This is a genomic window from Shewanella sp. YLB-07 (assembly GCF_009377275.1).
The window spans coordinates 125,251-146,296 of sequence record NZ_VOQB01000014.1; the positions used below are offsets into that span (position 1 = coordinate 125,251).

Below are 21,046 nucleotides of genomic sequence, written 5' to 3' on the forward strand. Positions count from 1 at the left end.
CTTTCGGGCGAATCTTTGGAGATAATAAATATGAAAGTTCTATTTCAGACTGAGCGCATTATCTGTCGTGAGTTTGAGCTAAATGATCTGCAATCTTTTGCCGACTACAGAGCCTTGCCCGATGTGGCTAAGTATCAGAGTTGGAGTGAATATAGCTACCAGGATGCTCTGTCTCTGTTCGAGGAGATGCAAAAGGTGCCATTTGGTGATGTAGGCCACTGGTTTCAGTTGGCGATCACAACAAAAACACCTCAAAACCTTGATGGAAGTCAGTTGTTGGGCGATCTTGCGGTCCATTTTATCGATGATAAGCAGATAGAGATAGGTTTTACCTTCGCGCCTGATTTTCAGGGACAAGGGTTTGCATCCGAAGCCGTGATTGGTCTACTAGCATACCTATTTACCCAGCTGAAACCCCATAGAGTGATAGCTGCTACTGATGCCGAAAATGTCCCATCCTGGTTATTGTTAGAGAGAGTGGGCTTTAGACGAGAAGCGCATTTTATCGAGAATGTGTTTTTTAAGGGGGCTTGGGGCAGTGAATTTCAATATGCCATGCTAGCTTCAGAATGGAGACCCCAAGTTGGTTAATGCCTATGCCTGAGCTAGTTGCTAACTTATCAGTCTTACAAGAAGTCGCACCAGCAGATGATTTTATCAGATTAAGACTCATCTCAGGGCTGACACCCAGGCCGAGAGAGGCTGTAGTGAAAGGTCTGCCTCGCAGCTTGTATGGCGTTCATATTCACCTGAGTGATGAGAGTACAGAACACAAGGTCATTGCCATGGGGCGTGTGGTTGGTGATGGGGCTCTGAATTTTGAAATCGTCGATATCGCTGTCGATCCGGATTATCAGGGGCAGGGCTTAGGGCGTGAGATTATGCAGCAGATCATGAATTATCTTAATCGCGAAGCACCTACTGGCGCCTACATTACCCTAATGGCCGATGTGCCTGCTTTGTATAAGAAGTTTGGCTTTAAGCTCAGTCGTCCTGAGAGTGAAGGCATGTACATTGTTAAGTAGATTTTGATCTATAGCCTAAGTTGATTGAATCGGAGTTGGCTAGATCGGAAAAATCCCTTACCATCATTCTATGACATCTCTATTGCGAGCCTGTTAATGGCCAATATTCTTCTGATTGCTAATTTGAACTGTGACCGTATCCTGCAGCTGGATAAACCTCTACAGACTGGTGGGCGTTTTCATTATCAGGATGGAGGGCAAAGGCTGGGTGGAGGAGGTGCCAATACTGGGTTAGGCTTAGTCTGGGCACATCATAGAGTCGCCTTGGTCAGTCAAGTGGGACGAGATAAGATTGGCGATTGGTTACTGGCGGAGGCGAGTACTCAAGGTATCGAATGTCATCTTATACAAAGACACGATGAAACCAGTAATGAGATGTTATTGGTGATGACGCCGGACGGTGAGCGAACCATTATCAGACCACAGAGACCCATCTTCGAATTAGCTGCACCACCTGTATGGTCCCAGTGGGATGCCGTGTATTTTAACTCATCGGCCGAAGGTGCGGTGAGCTGGGCTAAAACCGCCTTGAACCATAGTTTAGTCTTTGCTCAACTGGCGAAAGATGACAGGCTTAGGCCTTGTCATATATTGATCGCCTCTAAGACGGATATGGCAGGGCGAAGTGACCTATCCCCCTGGGAGTATGGCTTGAGTATAGCTGGGGACTGCCTTAAGCATTTTATCGTTACCGACGGTGCCGATGGCGCTATTCTCTACACTGAAGGTGATATTGAACATGTGGATGCAACTCCCTCCAGTGTTGTCGATACCACAGGGGCCGGTGATGCCTATGCTTCGGGTCTTATTCATGGCATGGCAACTGGATTCTCCATCATTGACGCCATGAAAGAGGGCGCACAATGGGCCGCATTTGCCGTGGCGACGCAAAGCTCAATCCCTGGAGAGGCGTTAAAGACATATCTTGAATTGAATGCTTGAATGTGACCTCTGTTTTCCTAGGAACTAGGAACTAGGAATTTGTCATAAATCTCTCATCCCTTCGCCATCTAGTTGTAACCTTGTCGTTATATCCTAAGCCCATAGAGTTTTTGCATCTCTACTCTTCCACTTATTATTCGTTTTTATCATGTGCTTTGCCCTGCTCCCCAGCAGGGCATTTTTTATCTTAGGTCAGATTGCCCTACTGTCTATTTATCTTGACTTGCAGTAAGTTGATCCATATTAATGCCGAATTCTATGTTCTTCCTTTTTAGGATTTAATTACTGCTATCGAGCCCATTTTCAGGTTAATATTTACATAATTGTTACACTTGTGAGAGTTCTAATTTTCTAATTAGTGGTAACGGGATGTAAACGTATGGGTAATACCGTTTGGAATGATAAGAAGAAGTTCATCTGGATCCTGTCGATTCTACTCTTGAGTGCGTTTCTGTTAACCAGCAGTATCAGTTACCGCGTCGCCCATGATTCCCTAAGCGAGCAGATCGAAGAGAATACCTTGCCACTTACTAGTGACAACATCTACTCCGAAATTCAACAAGATCTGCTGCGACCTATCTTTATCTCCTCTCTGATGGCACAAGATACCTTCGTTCGTGACTGGACTCTGGATGAGGAACAAGATCCGGAAAAGCTGATCCGGTATTTACGCGAGATCCAAGGTAAATACGATACCGTGACCAGTTTTTTTATCTCCGAAAAGAGCAGGAATTATTATCACTCCACTGGGATTCTGAAACAGATCCAAGATACTGAGCCCGACGATGCCTGGTATTTTCGTGTTCGCTCTCTGCCGGAGTCTGAACTTTATGAGATTAATATCGATCCCGATTCGGCAGATAGTAGCCGTACCGTGGTTTATGTAAATTATAAAGTGTTTGATTTTGAGGGTAATTTTATCGGTGTTACTGGAGTTGGCTTGGCAGTCAATAAAGTGAAGAAACTGGTGGAGCTTTATCAGAAAAGATATAACCGTCATGTCTTCTTCGTCGATAGAGAGGGCAAAGTCACTCTAAATGGAGGCTCTTTCACTGGGAGCCAGACACTGCAAGGCACACCGGGGTTAGATAAGCTGGCTACGCGGATTTTAACTAGCCCCAGCGCCTCTCTCTCCTATGTCAGAGACGGTAAGACTGTGTATATCAATAGCCGTTTAGTACCTGAATTTAAATGGTACCTCATCGTTGAGCAGGAGGAGGTGGCAAGTGAGCGTAAGTTATTGACCACTTTCTGGGGAAACTTACTTATTAGCCTGCTGGTCACTATCGGGATTCTGCTCATTGCTAATCTGACCTTGGGTCGCTATCAACGAAAATTAGAACATATGGCTTCGACGGATAAGTTAACCGGAGCCGCTAACCGCCAGATATTTGAAGAGTATTTCGATAAGGCGCTAATTGAAGCCAGTGAAAACCAGACTAGTGTCTCGATAGTGTTGTTGGATATTGATAACTTCAAACGAGTGAATGATAATTATGGTCATAGTATCGGCGATCTCGTGATAAAAACGGTGACTAACATACTCAGAAATCAGCTGCGAGAGCATGATGTTGTCTGTCGTTGGGGTGGGGAGGAGTTTCTGCTGCTGTTGCCTAATATCGAGTTGAGCCACGGCGGGGATATTGCCGAGCGTATACGAGATACCATAGCTAAGCGAAAAATTAGGGTGAATGAGTATGAGCTGAGCGTTACCGTGAGTTTAGGTGTCGCCGAGTATAAACCTAATGAAACCCCTGCCGAGATGATAAATCGCGTCGATGTTGCCCTGTATCAGGCCAAGGAGTGTGGCAGGGATCGTGTGGTGTTATCTCAGTAGCTGGGCAAGATCTCGATAGCCTCTGGCTCAGTTTTGTATTAGCCTACTGAACTTACTATTCGATATTAAGGATCACTTGGATGTCGGCAAAATTGCTGGTTAAACGTTTGTCTGGCCTCTATCTGGGAGAAGAGGTAAGTGATGCCACGGGGGTCTCTAGTGGCATATCCCATAAAAAGTCTTCAGCCTCGCTACGGGTCGAGATCGATCGCGTCATAGGTGATGCTCAAGCCGACCCTAAGCATCATGGTGGCTTAGACAGGGTGCTGCATCATTTCCCCCGGGAGCATTATGGCCAGTATCGTCGCTGGGACATGATGGCTGGTTTTAAAGATGCGCCAGCCATGGGTGAGAACATCAGTACCGTAGGGCTGGATGAGACTCAGGTCAATATCGGTGACGTCATATCCATAGGTGACGTGGAGCTACAGGTAACCCAGCCGAGATCGCCCTGCTTCAAGCTAAATACCCAATTTGGTCATAAAGAATTTGCCTTAGCCATGCAGACAAGTGGTTTGTGTGGCTGGTTTTATCGTGTCGTTAAAGCCGGTGAGATCACCCAAGATGCGAGTGTCTATTTGAAAGAGCGTCGCACCAATATCAGTGTGCGAGATGCTATGACAATCTATTTTGCTACCGAATTCGATGCCCAGAGCTATGATCGTCTGGCCTCCTGTGAAGGCCTTGCGGCTTCTTGGGTTAATAGCTTACATCGGCGATTAGACAAACAAAAAATTGAAAATTGGCAGATGCGCCTCATCGGCCCAGTGTAGGGCTAGTGTAAGTAGTTAGACTCATTATGTTAGTCAGAAACGTGTTGTTAATGTGATATTTCAAGGAGAGAAGCGAGTGACAGAGCAAACAGAAGAAGTACAAGAGCTCACCAGAGATGAAATGAACATGGGTATCTTGGTGCAAGTGGCCAGCTTTGCCGGCTACTTGATTCCATTTGGTAGCATACTCGGGCCGCTCATTGTCTGGTTGATGAAGCGTGATGAGATCCCGTTTGTCGATGAATGTGGTCGTAACTGTTTGAACTTTAAGATCAGTATGATCATCTGGGTGATGATAAGTTGTGTGCTGATGTTTGTCGGTATCGGTTTTATTCTGATTGGACTGCTGGCGATAGTGGATATAGTGCTGACGATTATTGCAGCAATGAAGGCCAGTGAAGGGATTAGTTATAAATACCCCTTGTCGATCACCTTCATAAAACCACGAACTTAATCAATTTTGACCAATTAGTTTTCTATTGAGTTCCTAGGTTCTAGAACCTAGGAACTCAATCATATTTATACCTTAAATCCTGCCACTAACGTATCTAATCGGCTCGCTAACTGATTCAAAGATTGGCTCGCTTGTGCAGCCGCATGGGCGGTATCGGATGTTCTCTGAGTGATGTCGTTGATCTCGGTGACATTACGATTGATATCTTCCACTACTGTCGATTGCTCTTCCGTTGCTGCAGCCACTTGAATATTCATATCGGTAATATGCCCTATCTGCTCGCTTATGCCTGTCAGCGACTGACTGGCTTCGTCGACGGCGGTGACACCTTCTAGGGAGCGAGCTCTACTCTGGGCCATGGCATCAACAGCACGAGTCGCTTCTGTCTGTAATTTATCAATCATGATCTGCACTTCATTGGTCGAAGTTGCAGTGCGGGAAGCGAGATTTCTTACCTCATCGGCAACGACTGCAAAACCTCGACCCGCTTCACCGGCCCTTGCGGCCTCAATGGCTGCATTGAGTGCCAACAAGTTGGTTTGGTCGGAAACAGCACGAATAACATCTAGAATACTTTCGATAGACTTAGTGTGTGTGGCCAGAGACTCGATGACTTCACCAACTTGTTCAACGTCATCTGAAAGAAGATTGATGGTATCACGAGCGCGGGTCACAACTTCTTGGCCTGTATTAGACTGAGCGTCGGCATTCCTGGCTGTATCGGCGGCCAGGGCCGCATTGCCTGCGATCTCATTGACTGTGGCACCCATCTCGTTGATGGCGGTAACAACCATCATGGTCTGATCTTTCTGCAGCTGGCTATCGGACAGAGTTTGCTGTGCCTGATTGGCGACATCTTTTGCCGACTGACTCAGTTGCTCGCTGGTTTCCCCGACTTCGATAATCGATGCCTGAATCTTGCTGATGAAGCTGTTGAACCCCATGGCTAATTGAGCCAGCTCATCATTCCCCTTAACCGGGAGGCGCTGACGCAGGTCGCCTTCACCTTCACCGATATCCTGTAGCATGCTAGCGACTTTAGCTATGGGCTGGCTTATTGAGCTAGCGACTAAGACTGCCAGAGAGATGAGTATGATAGAGATTATCAGGCTCCAGATCAGGATCTGGTAGGCAGATTCTTCGAGCATGGCGAAGACTTCGTTTTGTGGCACCTGGGCAATCAGATACCAGTCCATGGAGGGGATATAGCTGCTGGCGACCAAGATGGTTTGACCATCTTGTTCAATTTTAGTCAGGCTAAATTCATCGCGGTTGAGTAGGTTGTTCGCTTGATTATTGTATATGCTACTCAGATTCCTGCCGATACGGCGAGTATCTTGATGCAGTTTCACCTCGCCCTTAGCGTCGACAAGATAGACGAAGCCGCTCTTTTCAATTTTGAATGAACTGAGCAGGCTAACCATATCGTCTAGTGATTTGGCCAGTCCGACTAAACCACGTCCGTAAGGCTGCTGGTAATTAATAAACAGCTTCACCTCGCCATTGGCTTCGGTGAACACGTTGAGCATACGTTCTTGACCGCTGTTCTTATAGTCGAAGAACCAGGCGTCTTGACCTGGAGTTAACTCTCTCAGGAAACCGTCTTGGGTGTAGTAGGCGGCAGTATCTCTATCGGCGAATGAGGCCTGTGCGAGATCATACTGGCGGGTGATCATCTTCAGCTGATTGACGACCAGAGCCTCTTCGGCTTCGGGCCTGTCATTTTCCAGCCATTGAATCAACATTGGGCTGTTGGCTAGTTGTTCGGCGGCATTCATCAAGGTGGAGATATCCAGCTCAACCTTATTGCGGATCTGCAGCATCATGTTTGGCAGTTCGGAGGTCAACATGCGTTGTTCTATGACTTGTTTAGCGCTGCGTTGACTCAGCACACCAACGAGTATGGTGGATAACAGCACAGCTAACGTGACCGTCAGTAATATCTTCTGTTTGATAGTAAGCATATTTAGTTTCTTTTTTCGCAACTAGTCTGAGATTGAAGTGAAAGCTATCGCGTCAATCTCATTAGGTTTGTGACCCGAGGATCTAAAACTGAGCATAGGCTTGCTTGCTCGATTAGATTTGTTTTATAGGATATGAGTTTCAGATAGAAACTTAGCGTTTGGGTGTTTAGATAACGCTTTTATTAGGGGGTGAGATTATGGTTATTTTTTAGCTTCTATGCAACCTGTTTTTTACAATCTTTACCAAAAAACGCGCCATTAACAGGCGCGTTTTTGAGTGTTTTTTTTAACGGGATTACATATTAGGGTAGTTTGGACCGCCGCCGCCCTCAGGGGTAACCCAAGTGATATTTTGACTCGGATCTTTAATATCACAGGTCTTGCAATGAATGCAGTTTTGTCCGTTGATGACGAACTTGCTCTCACCTTCCTCCTCGACGATCTCATAGACGCCAGCGGGGCAGTAGCGCTGTGCTGGTTCGTCGTATTTCACCAGGTTGATGTCTACAGGAATTCGCTCATCTTTGAGACGAAGATGGCACAGCTGATCTTCCTCATGGAAGGTATTAGACAGGTAAACCGATGACAGCTTATCGAAGCTGAGTTTCCCATCCGGCTTAGGATAATCAATCTTACTATAGGCGCCAACTTCCGCCATCTGTGCGTAGTCGGGTTGCTCATCCCTTAAGGTGATGGGGAACTTACCGCCAAACCAGTTTTGATCGATAAAGTTAAACGCGCCACCTAGATAAGTGCCGAACTTGTGCATAGCCGGGCCGAAATTGCGGGAACTGTATAGTTCTGCCTGTAGCCAACTCTTGTCGAAGCGTTCGTTATAACAATCGAGATCTTTACCGCCTTCGACGCCGGCCTGTAAGGCATGAGCTATGGTCTCGGCAGCCAGCATGCCGCTCTTCATCGCAGTGTGGGTGCCTTTAATCTTGGCGAAGTTCAGGGTTCCTGCGTTACAGCCTATGATGAGGCCACCAGGGAAGGTCATCTTAGGCAGTGAATTTAACCCGCCCTTAGTGATGGCTCTTGCACCATAACTGATGCGCTCACCACCTTGAAGATACTTGGCTATCACAGGATGTTTCTTATAACGCTGAAACTCATCGAAAGGACTCAGGTGCGGATTTTTATAGTTGAGGTCAACGATCAGGCCCACGGCAATTTGGTTATCCTCTAAATGATAGAGGAAGCCACCGCCGGATGCGCCTTCGGTAAGGGGCCAGCCACCAGTATGAACCACTTTACCTAGCTCATGTTGTTCATTGGGTACCTTCCAGATCTCCTTGAAGCCCAGTCCGTAGTGCTGTGGCGTCTTACCGTTATCCAGATGATAATTTTCGATCAATTGCTTACCTAAGTGACCACGGCAACCTTCGCTAAATATGGTGTATTTAGCATGTAGCTCCATGCCAGGCTCATAACTGTCTTTTGGTTTACCATCGGCGCCGACGCCCATGTCGCCGATTATGATGCCTTTGACACTGCTGTCTTCATTGAACAGGAGTTCACTGGCGGGGAAGCCTGGAAATATCTCGACGCCTAACTCTTCGGCGCGTTCGGCTAGCCAGCGGGAGAGGTTGCCGACACTGATTATGTAGTTGCCATCGTTGTGCATGGTTTTAGGCACGAGGGAGTTCGGCATCAGGCGAGCGTTCTGATCTGAACTCAGCATGTAGATTTCGTCGTCAGTGACTAGGGTGTGGAGTGGCGCGCCCTTTTCCTTCCAGTCACTGAATAGTTCTCCGAGTACCTTGGGCTCGAATACCGCTCCTGAAAGAATATGAGCACCGACTTCGGAGCCTTTCTCAACAACACAAACAGTAAGCTCGTTGCCACTGTCCTGGGATATCTGCATCAACCGACACGCCGTTGCTAAACCGGCCGGGCCGGCTCCAACAATGACGACATCGAATTCCATCGATTCGCGTTCCATCACTTCACCTCTAGGTCACTTCTCCCCGTTAAACGGGTGTTTTAATCGTTAACTCCACCTTACATTAAATTCATGTAATGGCACAGAGAATAAACAGTGATTTAAGTCTACTCGGATTCAATAAGAGGTGTGAGCACTGTCACAGATTGTTAACGCTCGGTTGATCCTGAACAAGAAATGCACTTTTAAAACTAGGGAATGAAGACAATAAAGCCTATAATTATTCACTGACGGTTCTCCGAGCTTCTTGTCCTACGTCATCAGATACGGACGCTAAGCCGTGGCAATTACGCCACCGGGGTGTGAAAAGAAATGATCACACCTCCCCAACTTGGAAAGGTGATCATGTCTCAACTACAAGACAAATTTGGTCGAAGGTTTCACTATTTGCGGATGTCGGTGACCGACGTTTGCAATTTCAAATGCACATATTGCCTCCCCGATGGCTACCGTCCCGACGGTCGTGCTCAGTTTCTTGGACTCAATGAAATAGAAAATCTGGTCGGCGCATTCTCTGACGTCGGCACGCAAAAGATCCGCATCACAGGTGGTGAGCCCACCATGCGTAAAGACTTCACCGATATCATCCGTGTGGTTGCCGATAACGACAAGATAAAGACAATCGCAACCACAACCAATGGCTATCGTTTGGAAAAGAATGCCAAAGAGTGGTATGACGCCGGTTTAAGACGCATCAATGTGTCGATAGACAGCTTAGATCCCCGTATGTTTTATCAGATCACGGGTCAAAATAAGTTTGATGAGGTGATGCGAGGTGTCGATGCAGCTCTAGAAGCCGGTTTCGAACGGGTAAAAATCAATGCGGTATTACTCAAGGGGTTAAACGATAAAGATCTGCCAAGGTTTCTGCACTGGATTAAAAACACGCCCATAGATCTGCGTTTCATCGAATTGATGGAGACAGGTTTAGGTCATGATTATTTCAAGGCACACCATCTTGCCGGAGCCGATATCAGAACCTCTTTGGTTGAAGATGGCTGGAGCTTAGATACACCTGCGGTAGATGATGGTCCCGCGCAAAACTTCAGTCGTGACGACCATAAGGGACGCATCGGCTTGATCATGCCCTACGATAATCACTTCTGCGCCAGCTGTAATCGCTTGAGAGTATCGGCAAAAGGTAAGCTGCACTTATGTCTGTTTACCGAAAACGGTGTCGACCTTAGAGATCTGTTACAGCATCAAGATCAAAGGGCTGAGCTGGTCGAGCGACTCCATGGTCAGCTAGCCGCTAAGAAGGAGACTCATTTCCTTCACGATGGCATTACCGGTGTGACCCAACACTTAGCCTCCATAGGTGGCTAATCCTCTGTTGCAGCCTGATTGGAGTATTACCTGATGCATCATGATTCGGTAATACTTAGTGTTAGGCCTCAGATATAATTTCTACATTCATTTTTTAAGTGATTATCAAACAAGAGTCACATGCAAGGCATGGAGTTTGTCACTCTTTGATGCTTGTGAGAAAAGTAATTGCCGAATAAATTAAGGTTAAATCTAATGAGCAGTGAATTTACCCATATCAATGCCGATGGCAATGCCCATATGGTTGATGTGACAGATAAAGCAGTCACAGAGAGAGAAGCTAGAGCCGAGTCCTATATAGAGATGGCAGCGGAAACTCTGGAGATGATCATGAGCGGAAGTCATCACAAGGGTGATGTGTTCGCCACTGCACGTATTGCAGGCATTCAGGCGGCGAAGAAGACATCGGATCTTATTCCTCTTTGCCACCCTCTGATGTTGACCAAGGTGGAAGTTGAACTCGAAGCTCAGCCTGAATTTAGCCGGGTACGTATTACCAGTCTTTGTAAGTTATCGGGTAAAACCGGTGTCGAGATGGAGGCCTTAACGGCGGCATCTGTGGCGGCTCTGACCATCTATGATATGTGCAAAGCGGTACAGAAAGATATGGTGATATCCCAGACGCGTTTGCTAGAAAAACGTGGTGGTAAATCGGGTCATTTTAAGGTTTAAGTCGCTCAGTTTTTGAAGGTATATTAAAGATGATAAACGTACTTTTTTTTGCTCAGGTTCGTGAGCTATTAGGTCAGAGTACACTAGCCGTAAAAGCCAGTGAGTCGACTGTGACAGCAGAAGACCTGCGCGCACAACTTGCCGCAAAAGATGATAAATGGGGTAAAGTATTAGCCTCTGATAAGTTACTGGTCGCGGTCAATCAGACTATTAGTAGCTGGGATACTCCGGTTGAAGATGGTGATGAGGTTGCCTTCTTTCCTCCTGTGACAGGAGGTTAATATGGCAACTGAGTTAAATGCTGTCAGAGTTCAGACTGAAGATTTTAGTGTGCCCTATGAGTATGCGCTGATCGCAGGTGATAATAGCGATGGCGCCGTGGTGACTTTCGTCGGTAAGGTGCGCGACTTTAACGATGGCAGCGCGGTGACCGACCTGACCTTAGAACACTATCCTGGCATGACCGAAGCTGTGCTTAATCAAATCGCCATAGAGGCTCGTGAGCGTTGGCCTTTAAATCATGTCACCATCATTCATCGTGTCGGCACTATGGCTTTGGGTGAGCAAATCGTCTTTATTGGTGTCACCAGTGCGCACCGAAAAGCGGCGTTTGCCGCCTGCGAATTTCTTATCGATTTCCTCAAGACTAAGGCGCCTTTCTGGAAGCTTGAGGCGGGCGACAAGGGCGCAAACTGGGTAGAGGCTAAAGATGCTGACGATCAAGCCGCCAAAATGTGGGAAAAAGAGTAACTCTAAGGGATAAAGAATAAATTTGGCCCTCACTTGTAGTCAACCAAAGTAAGGAAAGGCAATGAAGCACTGGTTTAAGCTAGTATCTGTATGTGTGGTGTTAGTGTCTAGTTTGGTATCTGTACCGGCTAGGAGTGATGATGTTCCGCCGATCGCCGCAGCATCGAATATCAAGTTTGCCCTCGATGAGATCGCTAACCTGTTTACCCAAGATACGGGTCGTAAGGTCAATGTTTCCTACGGCTCTTCGGGAAATTTCGTCGCCCAGATCCGGCACGGTGCCCCTTTCCAACTATTCCTCTCTGCCGATGAGAAGTATATTCACCAGCTACAGAAGTTCGATACCAGCTTAGATGAAGGTGTCCTCTATGCGGTGGGCCGACTCGCTATCGCCGCACCTAAATATTCCCCGCTAGAACTCGATCCTGAATTAGAGGGATTAAAATCCCTGCTAAAAGCGGGTAAGTTGCAGAGATTTGCCATCGCAAATCCAGATCATGCTCCTTACGGCGAGCGTGCCCGAGAAGTTCTTCAGGGGCTTGGGTTATGGGATAGCCTTAAGTCTAAGCTTATCTACGGGGAGAATGTCTCCCAAGCGGCACAGTTTGCCGTGAGTGGCTCAACTCAAGGGGGGCTTATCGCCTTGTCTCTGGCTATCGCCCCACAGTTCCAGGCCATGGGGCACTATAGAGTGATCCCCGAAGAGTTACACACTCCCCTTACGCAGCGCATGATATTGACCAAGAAGGCGGGAGAAACTGCTAAAGCATTTTATCAATATCTTCAGTCTGACAGTGCCCGTCAGATATTCAGTGACTTTGGATTCGGTTTGCCAGATCTGGATGCATCAAAGCCTGCTAAATCTAAGTCAGTTGAACCTGAGTCAGTTGGATCAGAACAGTTTCAACCAGAGACAGGTAGCTAGTCTATGGATTGGGAAGCCCTCTGGTTATCGATTAAGCTAAGCTGCGTTACCGTTATCATCTTGATCCCCTTTGCTATCTTGGCGAGTCGTTTTCTGGCCTATCATAACTTCACTGGTAAATCTTGGGTTGAAGCCTTGATCATGGTGCCTCTGGTGTTGCCACCGACTGTGATAGGTTATTACCTGCTGGTGGGATTGGGCAGCCAGTCCTGGCTTGGACGTTTCCTGGAGCAGGTATTAGGTCAACAATTGGTATTTCACTTTTCTGGTTTGGTGGTTGCCTCGATCATAGTCAATATTCCTTTCGCCATTCAGCCGATCCAACGCGCCTTCGAATCTGTCCCCCAAGAGGTTCGCGATGCAGCGGCCTGTTGTGGCATGAGTCCCTTAAAAATACTCTTCAAAATTGAACTGCCTCTGGTGTGGCCTGGGGTATTAACCGCACTAGTGCTGTGCTTCTCCCATGTCTTGGGAGAATTCGGTGTGGTCTTGATGATGGGCGGTAATATTGCTGGTGAGACGAAGACCGTGGCTATCTCAATTTACGACAGTGTGCAGGCATTTGACTTTGCCAGCGCCGGGCAGATGTCCTTAGTGCTGCTACTATTTGCCATCACAGTGCTTGCGCTGACGACAAGCATGTCGAGAAGATTAGGGAGAGCGCATGGCTCGAGACATAGTTAATTCAACTCGGCTTGATGCTCAGTTTCCTTCCCGTGTGCTCGAGCAAATAAGGGAGAGGGTATAGTGCAAGACATTGCCGACCTTTACTGTCGCATCAAACAAGAGAAACATATCAAGCTAGATGCCGAATTTACCTGTAAGGCGGGTGAGATGTTGGCGGTTGTCGGCCCTTCTGGCGGCGGGAAATCGACCTTACTACGTATGATTGCCGGCCTCAATCAGCCTGAATCGGGCGAGATACATTATGGGGACCGAGTCTGGTATGACAGTGATAAAAAGCTAAGTCTATCACCCCAGCGGCGGCATTTAGGCTATGTGCCCCAGCATTTTGGTTTGTTTCCTAATTTAACCGCCATGGAAAATGTGGTGGCCGCACTGGATCATATTCCCAAGTCGGAACGTAAGCCTAGGGCTAAAGAGTGGCTCGAACGGGTGAATTTGCATGGTTTGCCGGATCGTTTACCCGCAAATCTATCGGGTGGTCAGCGTCAGAGGGTCGCACTGGCGAGGGCTCTGGCCCGAGAACCTTCGGTATTATTACTCGATGAGCCTTTCTCTGCAGTCGATAGGGAAACCCGCGAACGCCTCTATTTAGAGCTGGCCAGGTTAAAAGAGCAGTTGGCTATTCCTGTGATAATGGTGACTCACGATCTTAACGAGGCTTTGCTGTTGGCGGATAAAATGATTCTTATCAGTCAGGGAAAGATGCTGCAACAAGGTCGACCCCATGATGTATTAGTGCGTCCTCGCAACGAAGCCGTGGCCAAGCAAATGGGGCTACGTAACATTTTCGATGCCTGTGTGATAGCTCAGGAAGAAGAGCGACAGATAACTTGGCTTAAATTTGGTGAGCACCTCATTGCCAGTACCTATTTTGAACATCTGGATGTGGGAGCTAAGGTGCGCTGGGTTATTCCCAATCAAGGGGTGAGATTCAATTCGATCAAGAAAGGCCGACTGTGCAAAAGTTTCAATAAGCTGGATATCACCATAGAGTCTATGTTGACCATGGGCGAAAGCGTCAGGATCATCGCGAGTGTGAGAGGAGTTCGCCACCAGATCAACGCCGAGGTGCCTCTCTATCTTGCGCAAAAACTTGAGCTGGTTAAAGGTGTAGAAACGACAGTGGCACTCAAGTCTGAACTCATTCATATCTTAGAGCCTGCTTAGGGCCTGTTATTTTTCATGAAAGGTAAACAGGCTCTAGCACCTATCTTTATGATCAAACATTAATCTTGATTCCATCAGGGCTTTATAGTCATTCGCCTAAAATTGGCATTAACTAAAAGGGGATCAAGTCATGTATAAGAAATTTACTGGTTCAATTATTTTATCCTGTGTACTCACGCTACCTGCGTTTGCGGCATACAATGGCCCGGGGGTAAGCACCCAAGCAAAAAATGCTGCCGATGCCAGTAAGGCTAAAGATGACACTCCAGTGGTACTGACGGGTCATCTGATAAAGAGTTTGGGTGATGAGAAATACCTGTTTCGCGATGATTCGGGGAAAGTCGAAGTCGAGATCGATAATGCTCTCTGGCGTGACATCGAGGTATCTAGCGACACCACAGTCACTTTGAAAGGCGAGGTTGATGATGATTGGCAAGGTATTGAAATTGAGATTGACAGCATAGAGTTAGTGGCGGAATAACCGATTGTGTCCGGTCAGTTCATTTGGGTTAAGTTCTGTCGAGTTCATTTTTATTGAGCTTATTTCTTGAATCGTAGCTGCTTCAATGTGTGAAGCTGATAGCAAGATTTCCTAGGTTAATCATCGACGAGTTAGATTGAATTAACTGTTCTTGATTTAATGCGATAAGATAGCAATATCGTAGATTTTACTGGAGGAGCCATGGCTCGTTGGTTAGTTGGTTTAGTGCTCATTTCATCATCAGGTTTTTCGGTAGCAGCTTGGGCCGAAACATCGATTCTTGAACTACTTTCCGATGAGGGAAACCTCACTCCCCAGGCATTTTTATTACAAGTTGAGCAAGAGTATCCTGGCATCATCTCAGAGTTTGAGATAGATGTGGTAAATGGTGAGCTCATCTATGAGTTGAGTATGATAGATACCAGCGCCGAGACCATTACCGAATTTGAATTCAGGGCTAAAGACGGACGCTTGGTAACACAGGAAGTCGCAAGATTAGAAGCCGACGATCGCGATGAACTCATCGCCGTTAACTTGATGGAAGATAAATCACTGACTTTCTACACCCTGGTGGATAAGGCCATGAAAGACAAACAAGCATTTATACTCGAAGCACAACTGGATCATGATCTCGGCATCAGTTATTTGGAATTGAAACTTATCAATGTCGATGGTAAGAGTAAATTAGCCTTCGATATTAAGACTCTACGCCCTTTACCTCTGCTTAAATGGAACTAAGTTACTACCATGAAAATTTTACTCGTTGAAGATGATACGACCACAATCGAATATGTGGTTAAAGGATTTATTGAGCAGGGGCACAATATAGAGACGGCCAGTGATGGCCATCAAGGTTTGCTGCTTGCCACTAGCATGAAATATGATCTGGTGATCTTGGATCGTATGCTGCCCCAGCTTGATGGACTCAAGTTACTGGCTGCCTTAAGGGCTACGGGTAGTCAGACTCCGGTGTTAATCCTGTCTGCACTCAGCCATGTGGACGAGAGAGTCAAAGGCTTACGTGCCGGTGGTGATGATTACATGACTAAGCCATTTGCCTTCTCTGAGCTATTGGTACGAGCCGAAAAATTAATGCAGCGAGGCTTATCCCAGCCAACAGAGACCGAATTATCGGTAGGCAACCTGGTGATGGAACTGCTAACCCGTAAGGTGACGCTAGATGGTAGCGAGCTTATGTTACAGCCTAAGGAGTTCCAGCTACTCAAGTATTTGATGGAGCACCCTAATCAGGTGATCAGCCGTACTTTACTGTTTGAAGCAGTATGGGATTATCACTTCGATCCTCGCACCAATGTTATCGATGTACACATAGCTAAGCTCAGACGTAAGTTTGAAGAACTGGGCTTCGGTGAGTTGATCGAGACCGTCAGAGGTGCTGGCTATCGCCTCCGTGAAGGGCATTAAGCCATACCAGAGTAGTGCGTGGCGCATTACCATTATTTTTTCTGCTCTTGTGACTCTGATTATCGGTACCTTGCTGTTTGGCATGTACCGCCAATTAATGAATGAGCAGGAGTTGCAAACAGATCAACATCTCGCGTCTGAAAAGGCGCGCTATCAGCAGATGGCGCTGACGCTAGACCGCAGAAGTTTCGGTATTCAAGTTAAAACTGCCGATCCCAATACCGCCTTAGTGGTATGGCGTAACTCATTCGATCTCGTGGGCGCGTTAAGCTTGATCCCCGACGATATGCCGCTCTTGCCCCTGACCCGTGAGTTTCCTATCCTAACTGGTGGCCCGGATAAGCTACATATTTTGACCGGTGGCCTGGTGGTCACTCGTTATGGGCCGGTATTGATTGCGACCCGTACCGATCAATTAGGCACTCTTATTGAGCGCTTCGTCAATGTGGCAATTACGGCCCTGATGTTGACAATTGTGCTTACTTTGGCGCTAGGTTACCTGTTTTCTAAGGCGATTTTGCGTAGGTTGGTGCAATATAACCGATTGAGTCGATTGATTGAGAAAGGCGAATACTCTACACGCCTACCTGTGAGTTGGCGTCAAGATGAGTTCGATATGTTGGCACGAAAATTTAACGGTGTACTCGATACGCTGGAGAATAACCTGACTGCAGTTCGTGGAGCGACGGATAATATTGCCCATGATCTCAGAACGCCGCTTTCTCATCTAAGGATCGGTTTGGAACAACTTCCGGACAAGACCTCACAGGAGTTACCCGAAGCCTGCGCTATCTTGACTGAAGAGCTAGATCACTGTCTGGCGACGTTCGATGCCATGTTGTCTCTGACACGGATAGAAGAGGGCCAGCAGACGTTGGAACTACAGGATCTGAGCATCAAGGATATGTGTGAAGATCTATTCGAGATGGCTGAGGCGATGGCCGAGTTGAATCAACAGAAGCTATTACTCTCGACGGGGGAAGATATTAAGGTGACGGGGGATAAGTATCTGCTGTTTCAGGCACTATTTAATCTGGTGGATAACGCGATCAAGTATGCCGGTGATGGCGCGACTATAGAGATAGTGCAAGCGGGTAGAGAGATTCAGATCCGTGATAATGGACCTGGAATTCCTAACGAGGCAACAGAAAAAGTATTCGAACGCTTGGTACGGCTTGATCCGAGTCGACATAATAAGGGCACGGGCCTAGGTCTGTCTTTGGTGAAAGCGATACTCGCCAGACATAATGCCAAGGTGACGCTCAGCGATAACCAGCCTGGTTTAGTGGTCCGTATTAACTTTTAAGTGCCTGCCGTGTGACAGCTACAAGCTTCTTAAGTTTTGTCGGTTTAGTAGTAAGGTAATGATAGAGAATGGGAAAAACAATGGGTGCTAGTCAATGTATCAAATAGTCGCCGATGAAGATGATTTCTTAGTGATCGCTAAATCTGCCAATGTTCATTTTCATAGCCAAGATGGCTCTGCCGGGGTGATGGCAAGATTGGAGCAAGATCTGGTTATCAAGCTCTACTCTGTGCATAGGCTAGATAGTCTGACTTCGGGACTACTCCTGTTTGCTAAAAGCAGTCGCGCTGCGGCTGAATTCACCGAGCTATTTACCCAGCATAAGGTACAAAAATACTATGTTGCCTTAGCTAAGGGGAAACCGAAGAAGAAACAGGGTTGGGTGGTTGGCGATATGGCCAAATCCAGACGTAGCATGTACAAGCTGCTGCGCACCACAGAAAATCCGGCGTTAACGCAATTTTTCTCTCAATCTGTGGCCGAGGGTCTACGCTTGTATCTGCTAAAGCCTTTAAGCGGTAAAACTCACCAGCTTAGAGTCGCCTTGGCAAGCATAGGAGTCCCTATCTTAGGGGATAAACTTTATGGAGGCGCAGAATCTGATAGAGGTTATCTGCATGCCTTTAGCTTAAGTTTTAGCTTTGGTGGTAAGGAGTATCGATACTTGAGTTACCCATCACAAGGAGAGGCATTTACCGCTGCGGATACCATAAAGCAGTTGCAAATATGGTCTGAGCCTGAGAAATTAAGCTGGCCTAAACGAAAATGATGTTATTAAGGGAGAATTTTTCATGGATACAAATAAACTACTGCTAATTATCATTGCGATTCTATTGCCACCTGTTGCAGTATTTTTAAAGTCGGGTGTGGGCAAAGATCTGCTTATCAACATCATCTTATGCATACTCTTCTTCATTCCTGGTTTACTGCATGCATTATGGGTCGTGACTAAGTAGTTTCAGCTTTGAACAGGCTAAATGGTTTGAAAGAGAACAAAAACGCAGCCATTGGCTGCGTTTTTTATTGATGATGGCCTAGGTTCTAGAATGGCATGGTGAAACCGATTGTGGCTGTGCGGCCCATTCCCTTAAAGTAGCGGGTGTCTTTACCTACTGTCTGAGAATAGTAAGTGTAGTAATCTTCATTTAACAGGTTTTGAATGCCTATGCTCAGGGTGCCCTTGTACACTGGAATCGCAACAGATGCATCCACGGTAGTGTAGCCATCGAATCTCGAATAGATCTCATTACTGGCATCTTTGAAGTCTTTGTCCATAAAGAAATTCGCCTGAACCCGAGTCGAGATATCGTTGTCGAAGTTATGAGTCCAGAACAAGTTGATGCGATTAGGTGAGATATTCGCGCCGTCCAGGTCGGTATCGACACTCTGATCGTCGTTTGAATCATACTCGCCATTTTGAATCGCGATATTAACGCCGACGTCATCATTGTCACCGATATAGGCGGTGATATTAGATTCTATGCCTTCGATAATACTCTTCTCGCGTTTAACCACGAATGAGCCGCTGCCATCCTCTTTCTCTACCATACGACTGCCGTAGTCGGTCGATGAGCGATAAAAGGCGATCTTGGCGATGAAATGTTCTCCCTGATAGTCTGCACCAAACTCTATGTTGTCTGTGACTATTGGTGTTAGGGCGAGTGAGTCATCGATACTCGGATTTTCATCCGGGAAGCTATCGCCGTCACGTAGGACACGGCCGATATCCGGCATGCCGAAGCCCTGGTTGAAGCTAGTGTAGAGTCGAATCGATGGGTTTATCTGGTATGAAGCGCCTATATTAAATAGGGTCTCATTGAAGTCAGGTGAGCCTCCCTCAATCTCTTTGTCGCCATAGCCATACATGGTCTTATAGTCATCGACCTTGAGTTTGGCATATTCGTAACGCACACCACCTGATAGGGTCAGGTTTTCGATAAGGTCATAATCAAGCTGAGCAAAGGGCGCGATATTTTCGTAGGTGCTTTCAGGAACCCAAGAGGCGCCGCTAACCAGCATATCCTGCTCTGTGGTATCCCTGAATATATCTATACCGTACGCTAGATTCATGCCTGAGTCGGCGATGTTGTTGGCGATCATTGAGGCTTTCATGCCCCACTTAACAGACTTGTTGCGGGACTGCTCATAATAGAGAGATTCACCATTAGCGCCGGTGCCGCAGACGGTGACTTGATCGCTGCCTTCCATGCTAGGGTCGTAAAAGTCAGACCAACAACCACCACCGTATACGGCTTCGAAATTTTGATTGAAAAATTGCAAGTGGAGCTGCTGACCAGCAATATTTTCATGGGTGTAGGTCAGGCTAGTGGTGGTCACTTGATTGTTGGCTGCTTCCCAAGGTTGCTCTTGCTTGATGGCACCAGTGGGAATATCGTTTTCTTTGTCACCGGTCACGGCCATATAGTCGCCGTTGTTTTCCATATTATAGTGATTAACCATCAGCTCCAGACGAGACTCATCGAAGTTATGCCCTAGCTTGATGAATAAGTCGGCACTCTGACTGTCCATGGACTCGCCTTGGGTGGTGTCGACGCCGATCATCTGATCGTTCGCATCGTAATAGACGCCATTGTTGCGATAGCTGACAGAGCCTATCATATCTAACTGGTCTGACTCACCGGAGAAGGAGTAACTGGTGCCGAAGCTGATGCCATCTGATTCTAAATTATTTGGCACTGTGACATCGAAACTCACTTGATGCTCATTATTGCCGGTAGGCTTCTTAGTTATATAGTTGATGATGCCACCCTGTGCACCTAGGCCATGCATGGCATTGGCGCCATGGATGATTTCGATACGTTCTATCATGGCGGGATCGATAGTTTGGCCCGAACGACCACCACTACGAAGCGGGTTAGATTGAGGCACTCCATCTATCATGATCAGTGGCGGACGGCCCCTCAGGGTTTCACCTGTATTACTCATCTTCTGACGACTGGGAGAGAAGCTAGGGGCCAAGTTACCGATAATTGTCGATAGATCTTTAGTGGTTCTGAACTGCTGCTCCAACTGCTCTCTGTCGATAATGGTGACCGTATTCGGAATGGCACTGACTGGCTTGCCCATACGGCTGGAGGTCACTGTAATGACTTCTATATCGGATTCTTCTGCTGTCACAAGATTTGGTGTTATTGCGCTGGCAATAGATAGCGCTATCAATGATGTTGTAAACTTCATGCTTAGTCATCCCGGTAAAAACTAGATAACACTATTTAAGCGAAGGATTTTATTATTAGACGCTAAGTGTAAATCTATTGTAAATGATAATGATTTGTATTGCTCGTTAGTGTATGGGCTAGTTTTCTTGCTGTCTATCCGTGTGCCGATTATTAATCGAAAAAGGTGA

The 21,046-nt window shown here is 46.8% G+C and carries 22 protein-coding genes and 1 riboswitch; of the genes, 19 read left to right on the top strand and 3 right to left on the bottom strand.

Annotation, left to right across the window (positions count from 1 at the left end):
- Positions 1-30 precede the first annotated feature (30 nt).
- The 6 genes from FS373_RS24990 (at position 31) to FS373_RS25015 (ending at position 5,031) form a co-directional block, all read left to right on the top strand.
- Positions 31-591, top strand: coding sequence for a GNAT family N-acetyltransferase (locus tag FS373_RS24990; protein ID WP_144048585.1), 561 nt, complete (start codon positions 31-33; stop codon positions 589-591).
- Positions 591-1,025, top strand: a complete 435-nt coding sequence (locus tag FS373_RS24995) for a GNAT family N-acetyltransferase (RefSeq protein WP_144049163.1) — start codon at positions 591-593, stop codon at positions 1,023-1,025. The genes FS373_RS24990 and FS373_RS24995 overlap by 1 nt, the downstream gene beginning before the upstream one ends.
- A gap of 96 nt (positions 1,026-1,121) precedes the next feature.
- Positions 1,122-1,967 carry a PfkB family carbohydrate kinase gene (locus FS373_RS25000; protein WP_144048584.1) on the top strand — a complete coding sequence of 282 codons (846 nt, stop codon included), beginning with the start codon at positions 1,122-1,124 and terminating at the stop codon, positions 1,965-1,967.
- 379 nt (positions 1,968-2,346) lie between these two features.
- A complete protein-coding gene (locus FS373_RS25005) occupies positions 2,347-3,804 on the top strand; it encodes a sensor domain-containing diguanylate cyclase (protein ID WP_152830841.1) in 1,458 nt (485 codons plus the stop codon).
- Positions 3,805-3,884: 80 nt separating this feature from the next.
- A complete protein-coding gene (locus FS373_RS25010) occupies positions 3,885-4,577 on the top strand; it encodes an MOSC domain-containing protein (protein WP_152830842.1) in 693 nt (230 codons plus the stop codon).
- Positions 4,578-4,704: 127 nt separating this feature from the next.
- On the top strand, positions 4,705-5,031 hold the full coding sequence (locus FS373_RS25015) for a DUF4870 domain-containing protein (RefSeq protein ID WP_185977098.1): 327 nt from the start codon (positions 4,705-4,707) through the stop codon (positions 5,029-5,031).
- Between the two features lie 65 nt (positions 5,032-5,096).
- On the opposite strand, the gene FS373_RS25020 is transcribed toward FS373_RS25015, so the two are convergent.
- Both FS373_RS25020 and FS373_RS25025 read right to left on the bottom strand, forming a co-directional pair.
- Positions 5,097-6,995 carry a methyl-accepting chemotaxis protein gene (locus FS373_RS25020; RefSeq protein WP_152830843.1) on the bottom strand — a complete coding sequence of 633 codons (1,899 nt, stop codon included), beginning with the start codon at positions 6,993-6,995 and terminating at the stop codon, positions 5,097-5,099.
- A gap of 295 nt (positions 6,996-7,290) precedes the next feature.
- Positions 7,291-8,940 carry an electron transfer flavoprotein-ubiquinone oxidoreductase gene (locus FS373_RS25025; protein ID WP_144048580.1) on the bottom strand — a complete coding sequence of 550 codons (1,650 nt, stop codon included), beginning with the start codon at positions 8,938-8,940 and terminating at the stop codon, positions 7,291-7,293.
- A 224-nt stretch (positions 8,941-9,164) separates the two neighbouring features.
- A riboswitch (molybdenum cofactor riboswitch) is annotated at positions 9,165-9,298 on the top strand.
- On the opposite strand from FS373_RS25025, the gene moaA reads away from it, so the two are divergent.
- From moaA to FS373_RS25090, 13 genes are all read left to right on the top strand, one after another.
- On the top strand, positions 9,286-10,266 hold the full coding sequence (gene moaA, locus FS373_RS25030) for a GTP 3',8-cyclase MoaA (protein ID WP_144048579.1): 981 nt from the start codon (positions 9,286-9,288) through the stop codon (positions 10,264-10,266). (Overlaps the previous riboswitch by 13 nt.)
- Before the next feature lie 195 nt (positions 10,267-10,461).
- Positions 10,462-10,938: a cyclic pyranopterin monophosphate synthase MoaC gene (gene moaC, locus FS373_RS25035; RefSeq protein ID WP_144048578.1), complete on the top strand. Its 477-nt coding sequence runs from the start codon at positions 10,462-10,464 to the stop codon at positions 10,936-10,938.
- Positions 10,939-10,967: 29 nt separating this feature from the next.
- Entirely contained in the window at positions 10,968-11,219 is a 252-nt protein-coding gene (gene moaD, locus FS373_RS25040) for a molybdopterin synthase sulfur carrier subunit (RefSeq protein ID WP_144048577.1), read from the top strand.
- Between the two features lies 1 nt (position 11,220).
- Entirely contained in the window at positions 11,221-11,688 is a 468-nt protein-coding gene (gene moaE, locus FS373_RS25045) for a molybdopterin synthase catalytic subunit MoaE (protein WP_152830844.1), read from the top strand.
- Between the two features lie 61 nt (positions 11,689-11,749).
- On the top strand, positions 11,750-12,613 hold the full coding sequence (modA, locus tag FS373_RS25050; protein WP_152830845.1) for a molybdate ABC transporter substrate-binding protein: 864 nt from the start codon (positions 11,750-11,752) through the stop codon (positions 12,611-12,613).
- Positions 12,614-12,616: 3 nt separating this feature from the next.
- Complete coding sequence (gene modB, locus FS373_RS25055; protein WP_144048575.1) at positions 12,617-13,297, top strand: molybdate ABC transporter permease subunit; 681 nt, start codon at positions 12,617-12,619, stop codon at positions 13,295-13,297.
- 60 nt (positions 13,298-13,357) lie between these two features.
- Positions 13,358-14,467: an ABC transporter ATP-binding protein gene (locus FS373_RS25060; protein WP_144048574.1), complete on the top strand. Its 1,110-nt coding sequence runs from the start codon at positions 13,358-13,360 to the stop codon at positions 14,465-14,467.
- Positions 14,468-14,597: 130 nt separating this feature from the next.
- The gene (locus FS373_RS25065) at positions 14,598-14,948 is read left to right on the top strand and encodes a NirD/YgiW/YdeI family stress tolerance protein (RefSeq protein WP_144048573.1); all 351 of its coding nucleotides are present in this window, start codon (positions 14,598-14,600) and stop codon (positions 14,946-14,948) included.
- A gap of 201 nt (positions 14,949-15,149) precedes the next feature.
- Positions 15,150-15,686: a PepSY domain-containing protein gene (locus FS373_RS25070; RefSeq protein ID WP_144048572.1), complete on the top strand. Its 537-nt coding sequence runs from the start codon at positions 15,150-15,152 to the stop codon at positions 15,684-15,686.
- Between the two features lie 9 nt (positions 15,687-15,695).
- A complete protein-coding gene (locus FS373_RS25075; protein ID WP_144048571.1) occupies positions 15,696-16,373 on the top strand; it encodes a response regulator transcription factor in 678 nt (225 codons plus the stop codon).
- Positions 16,374-16,422: 49 nt separating this feature from the next.
- Complete coding sequence (locus FS373_RS25080) at positions 16,423-17,679, top strand: sensor histidine kinase (RefSeq protein ID WP_185977097.1); 1,257 nt, start codon at positions 16,423-16,425, stop codon at positions 17,677-17,679.
- A 94-nt stretch (positions 17,680-17,773) separates the two neighbouring features.
- Positions 17,774-18,448 (top strand): TIGR01621 family pseudouridine synthase, encoded by a 675-nt coding sequence (locus FS373_RS25085; protein WP_144048570.1) that lies wholly within the window; start codon positions 17,774-17,776, stop codon positions 18,446-18,448.
- Positions 18,449-18,470: 22 nt separating this feature from the next.
- Positions 18,471-18,635, top strand: a complete 165-nt coding sequence (locus FS373_RS25090) for a YqaE/Pmp3 family membrane protein (protein WP_144048569.1) — start codon at positions 18,471-18,473, stop codon at positions 18,633-18,635.
- An 85-nt stretch (positions 18,636-18,720) separates the two neighbouring features.
- Here the strand turns inward: FS373_RS25090 and FS373_RS25095 are convergent, their stop codons facing one another.
- The gene (locus tag FS373_RS25095; RefSeq protein WP_152830846.1) at positions 18,721-20,877 is read right to left on the bottom strand and encodes a TonB-dependent receptor; all 2,157 of its coding nucleotides are present in this window, start codon (positions 20,875-20,877) and stop codon (positions 18,721-18,723) included.
- Between the last annotated feature and the right edge of the window lie 169 nt (positions 20,878-21,046).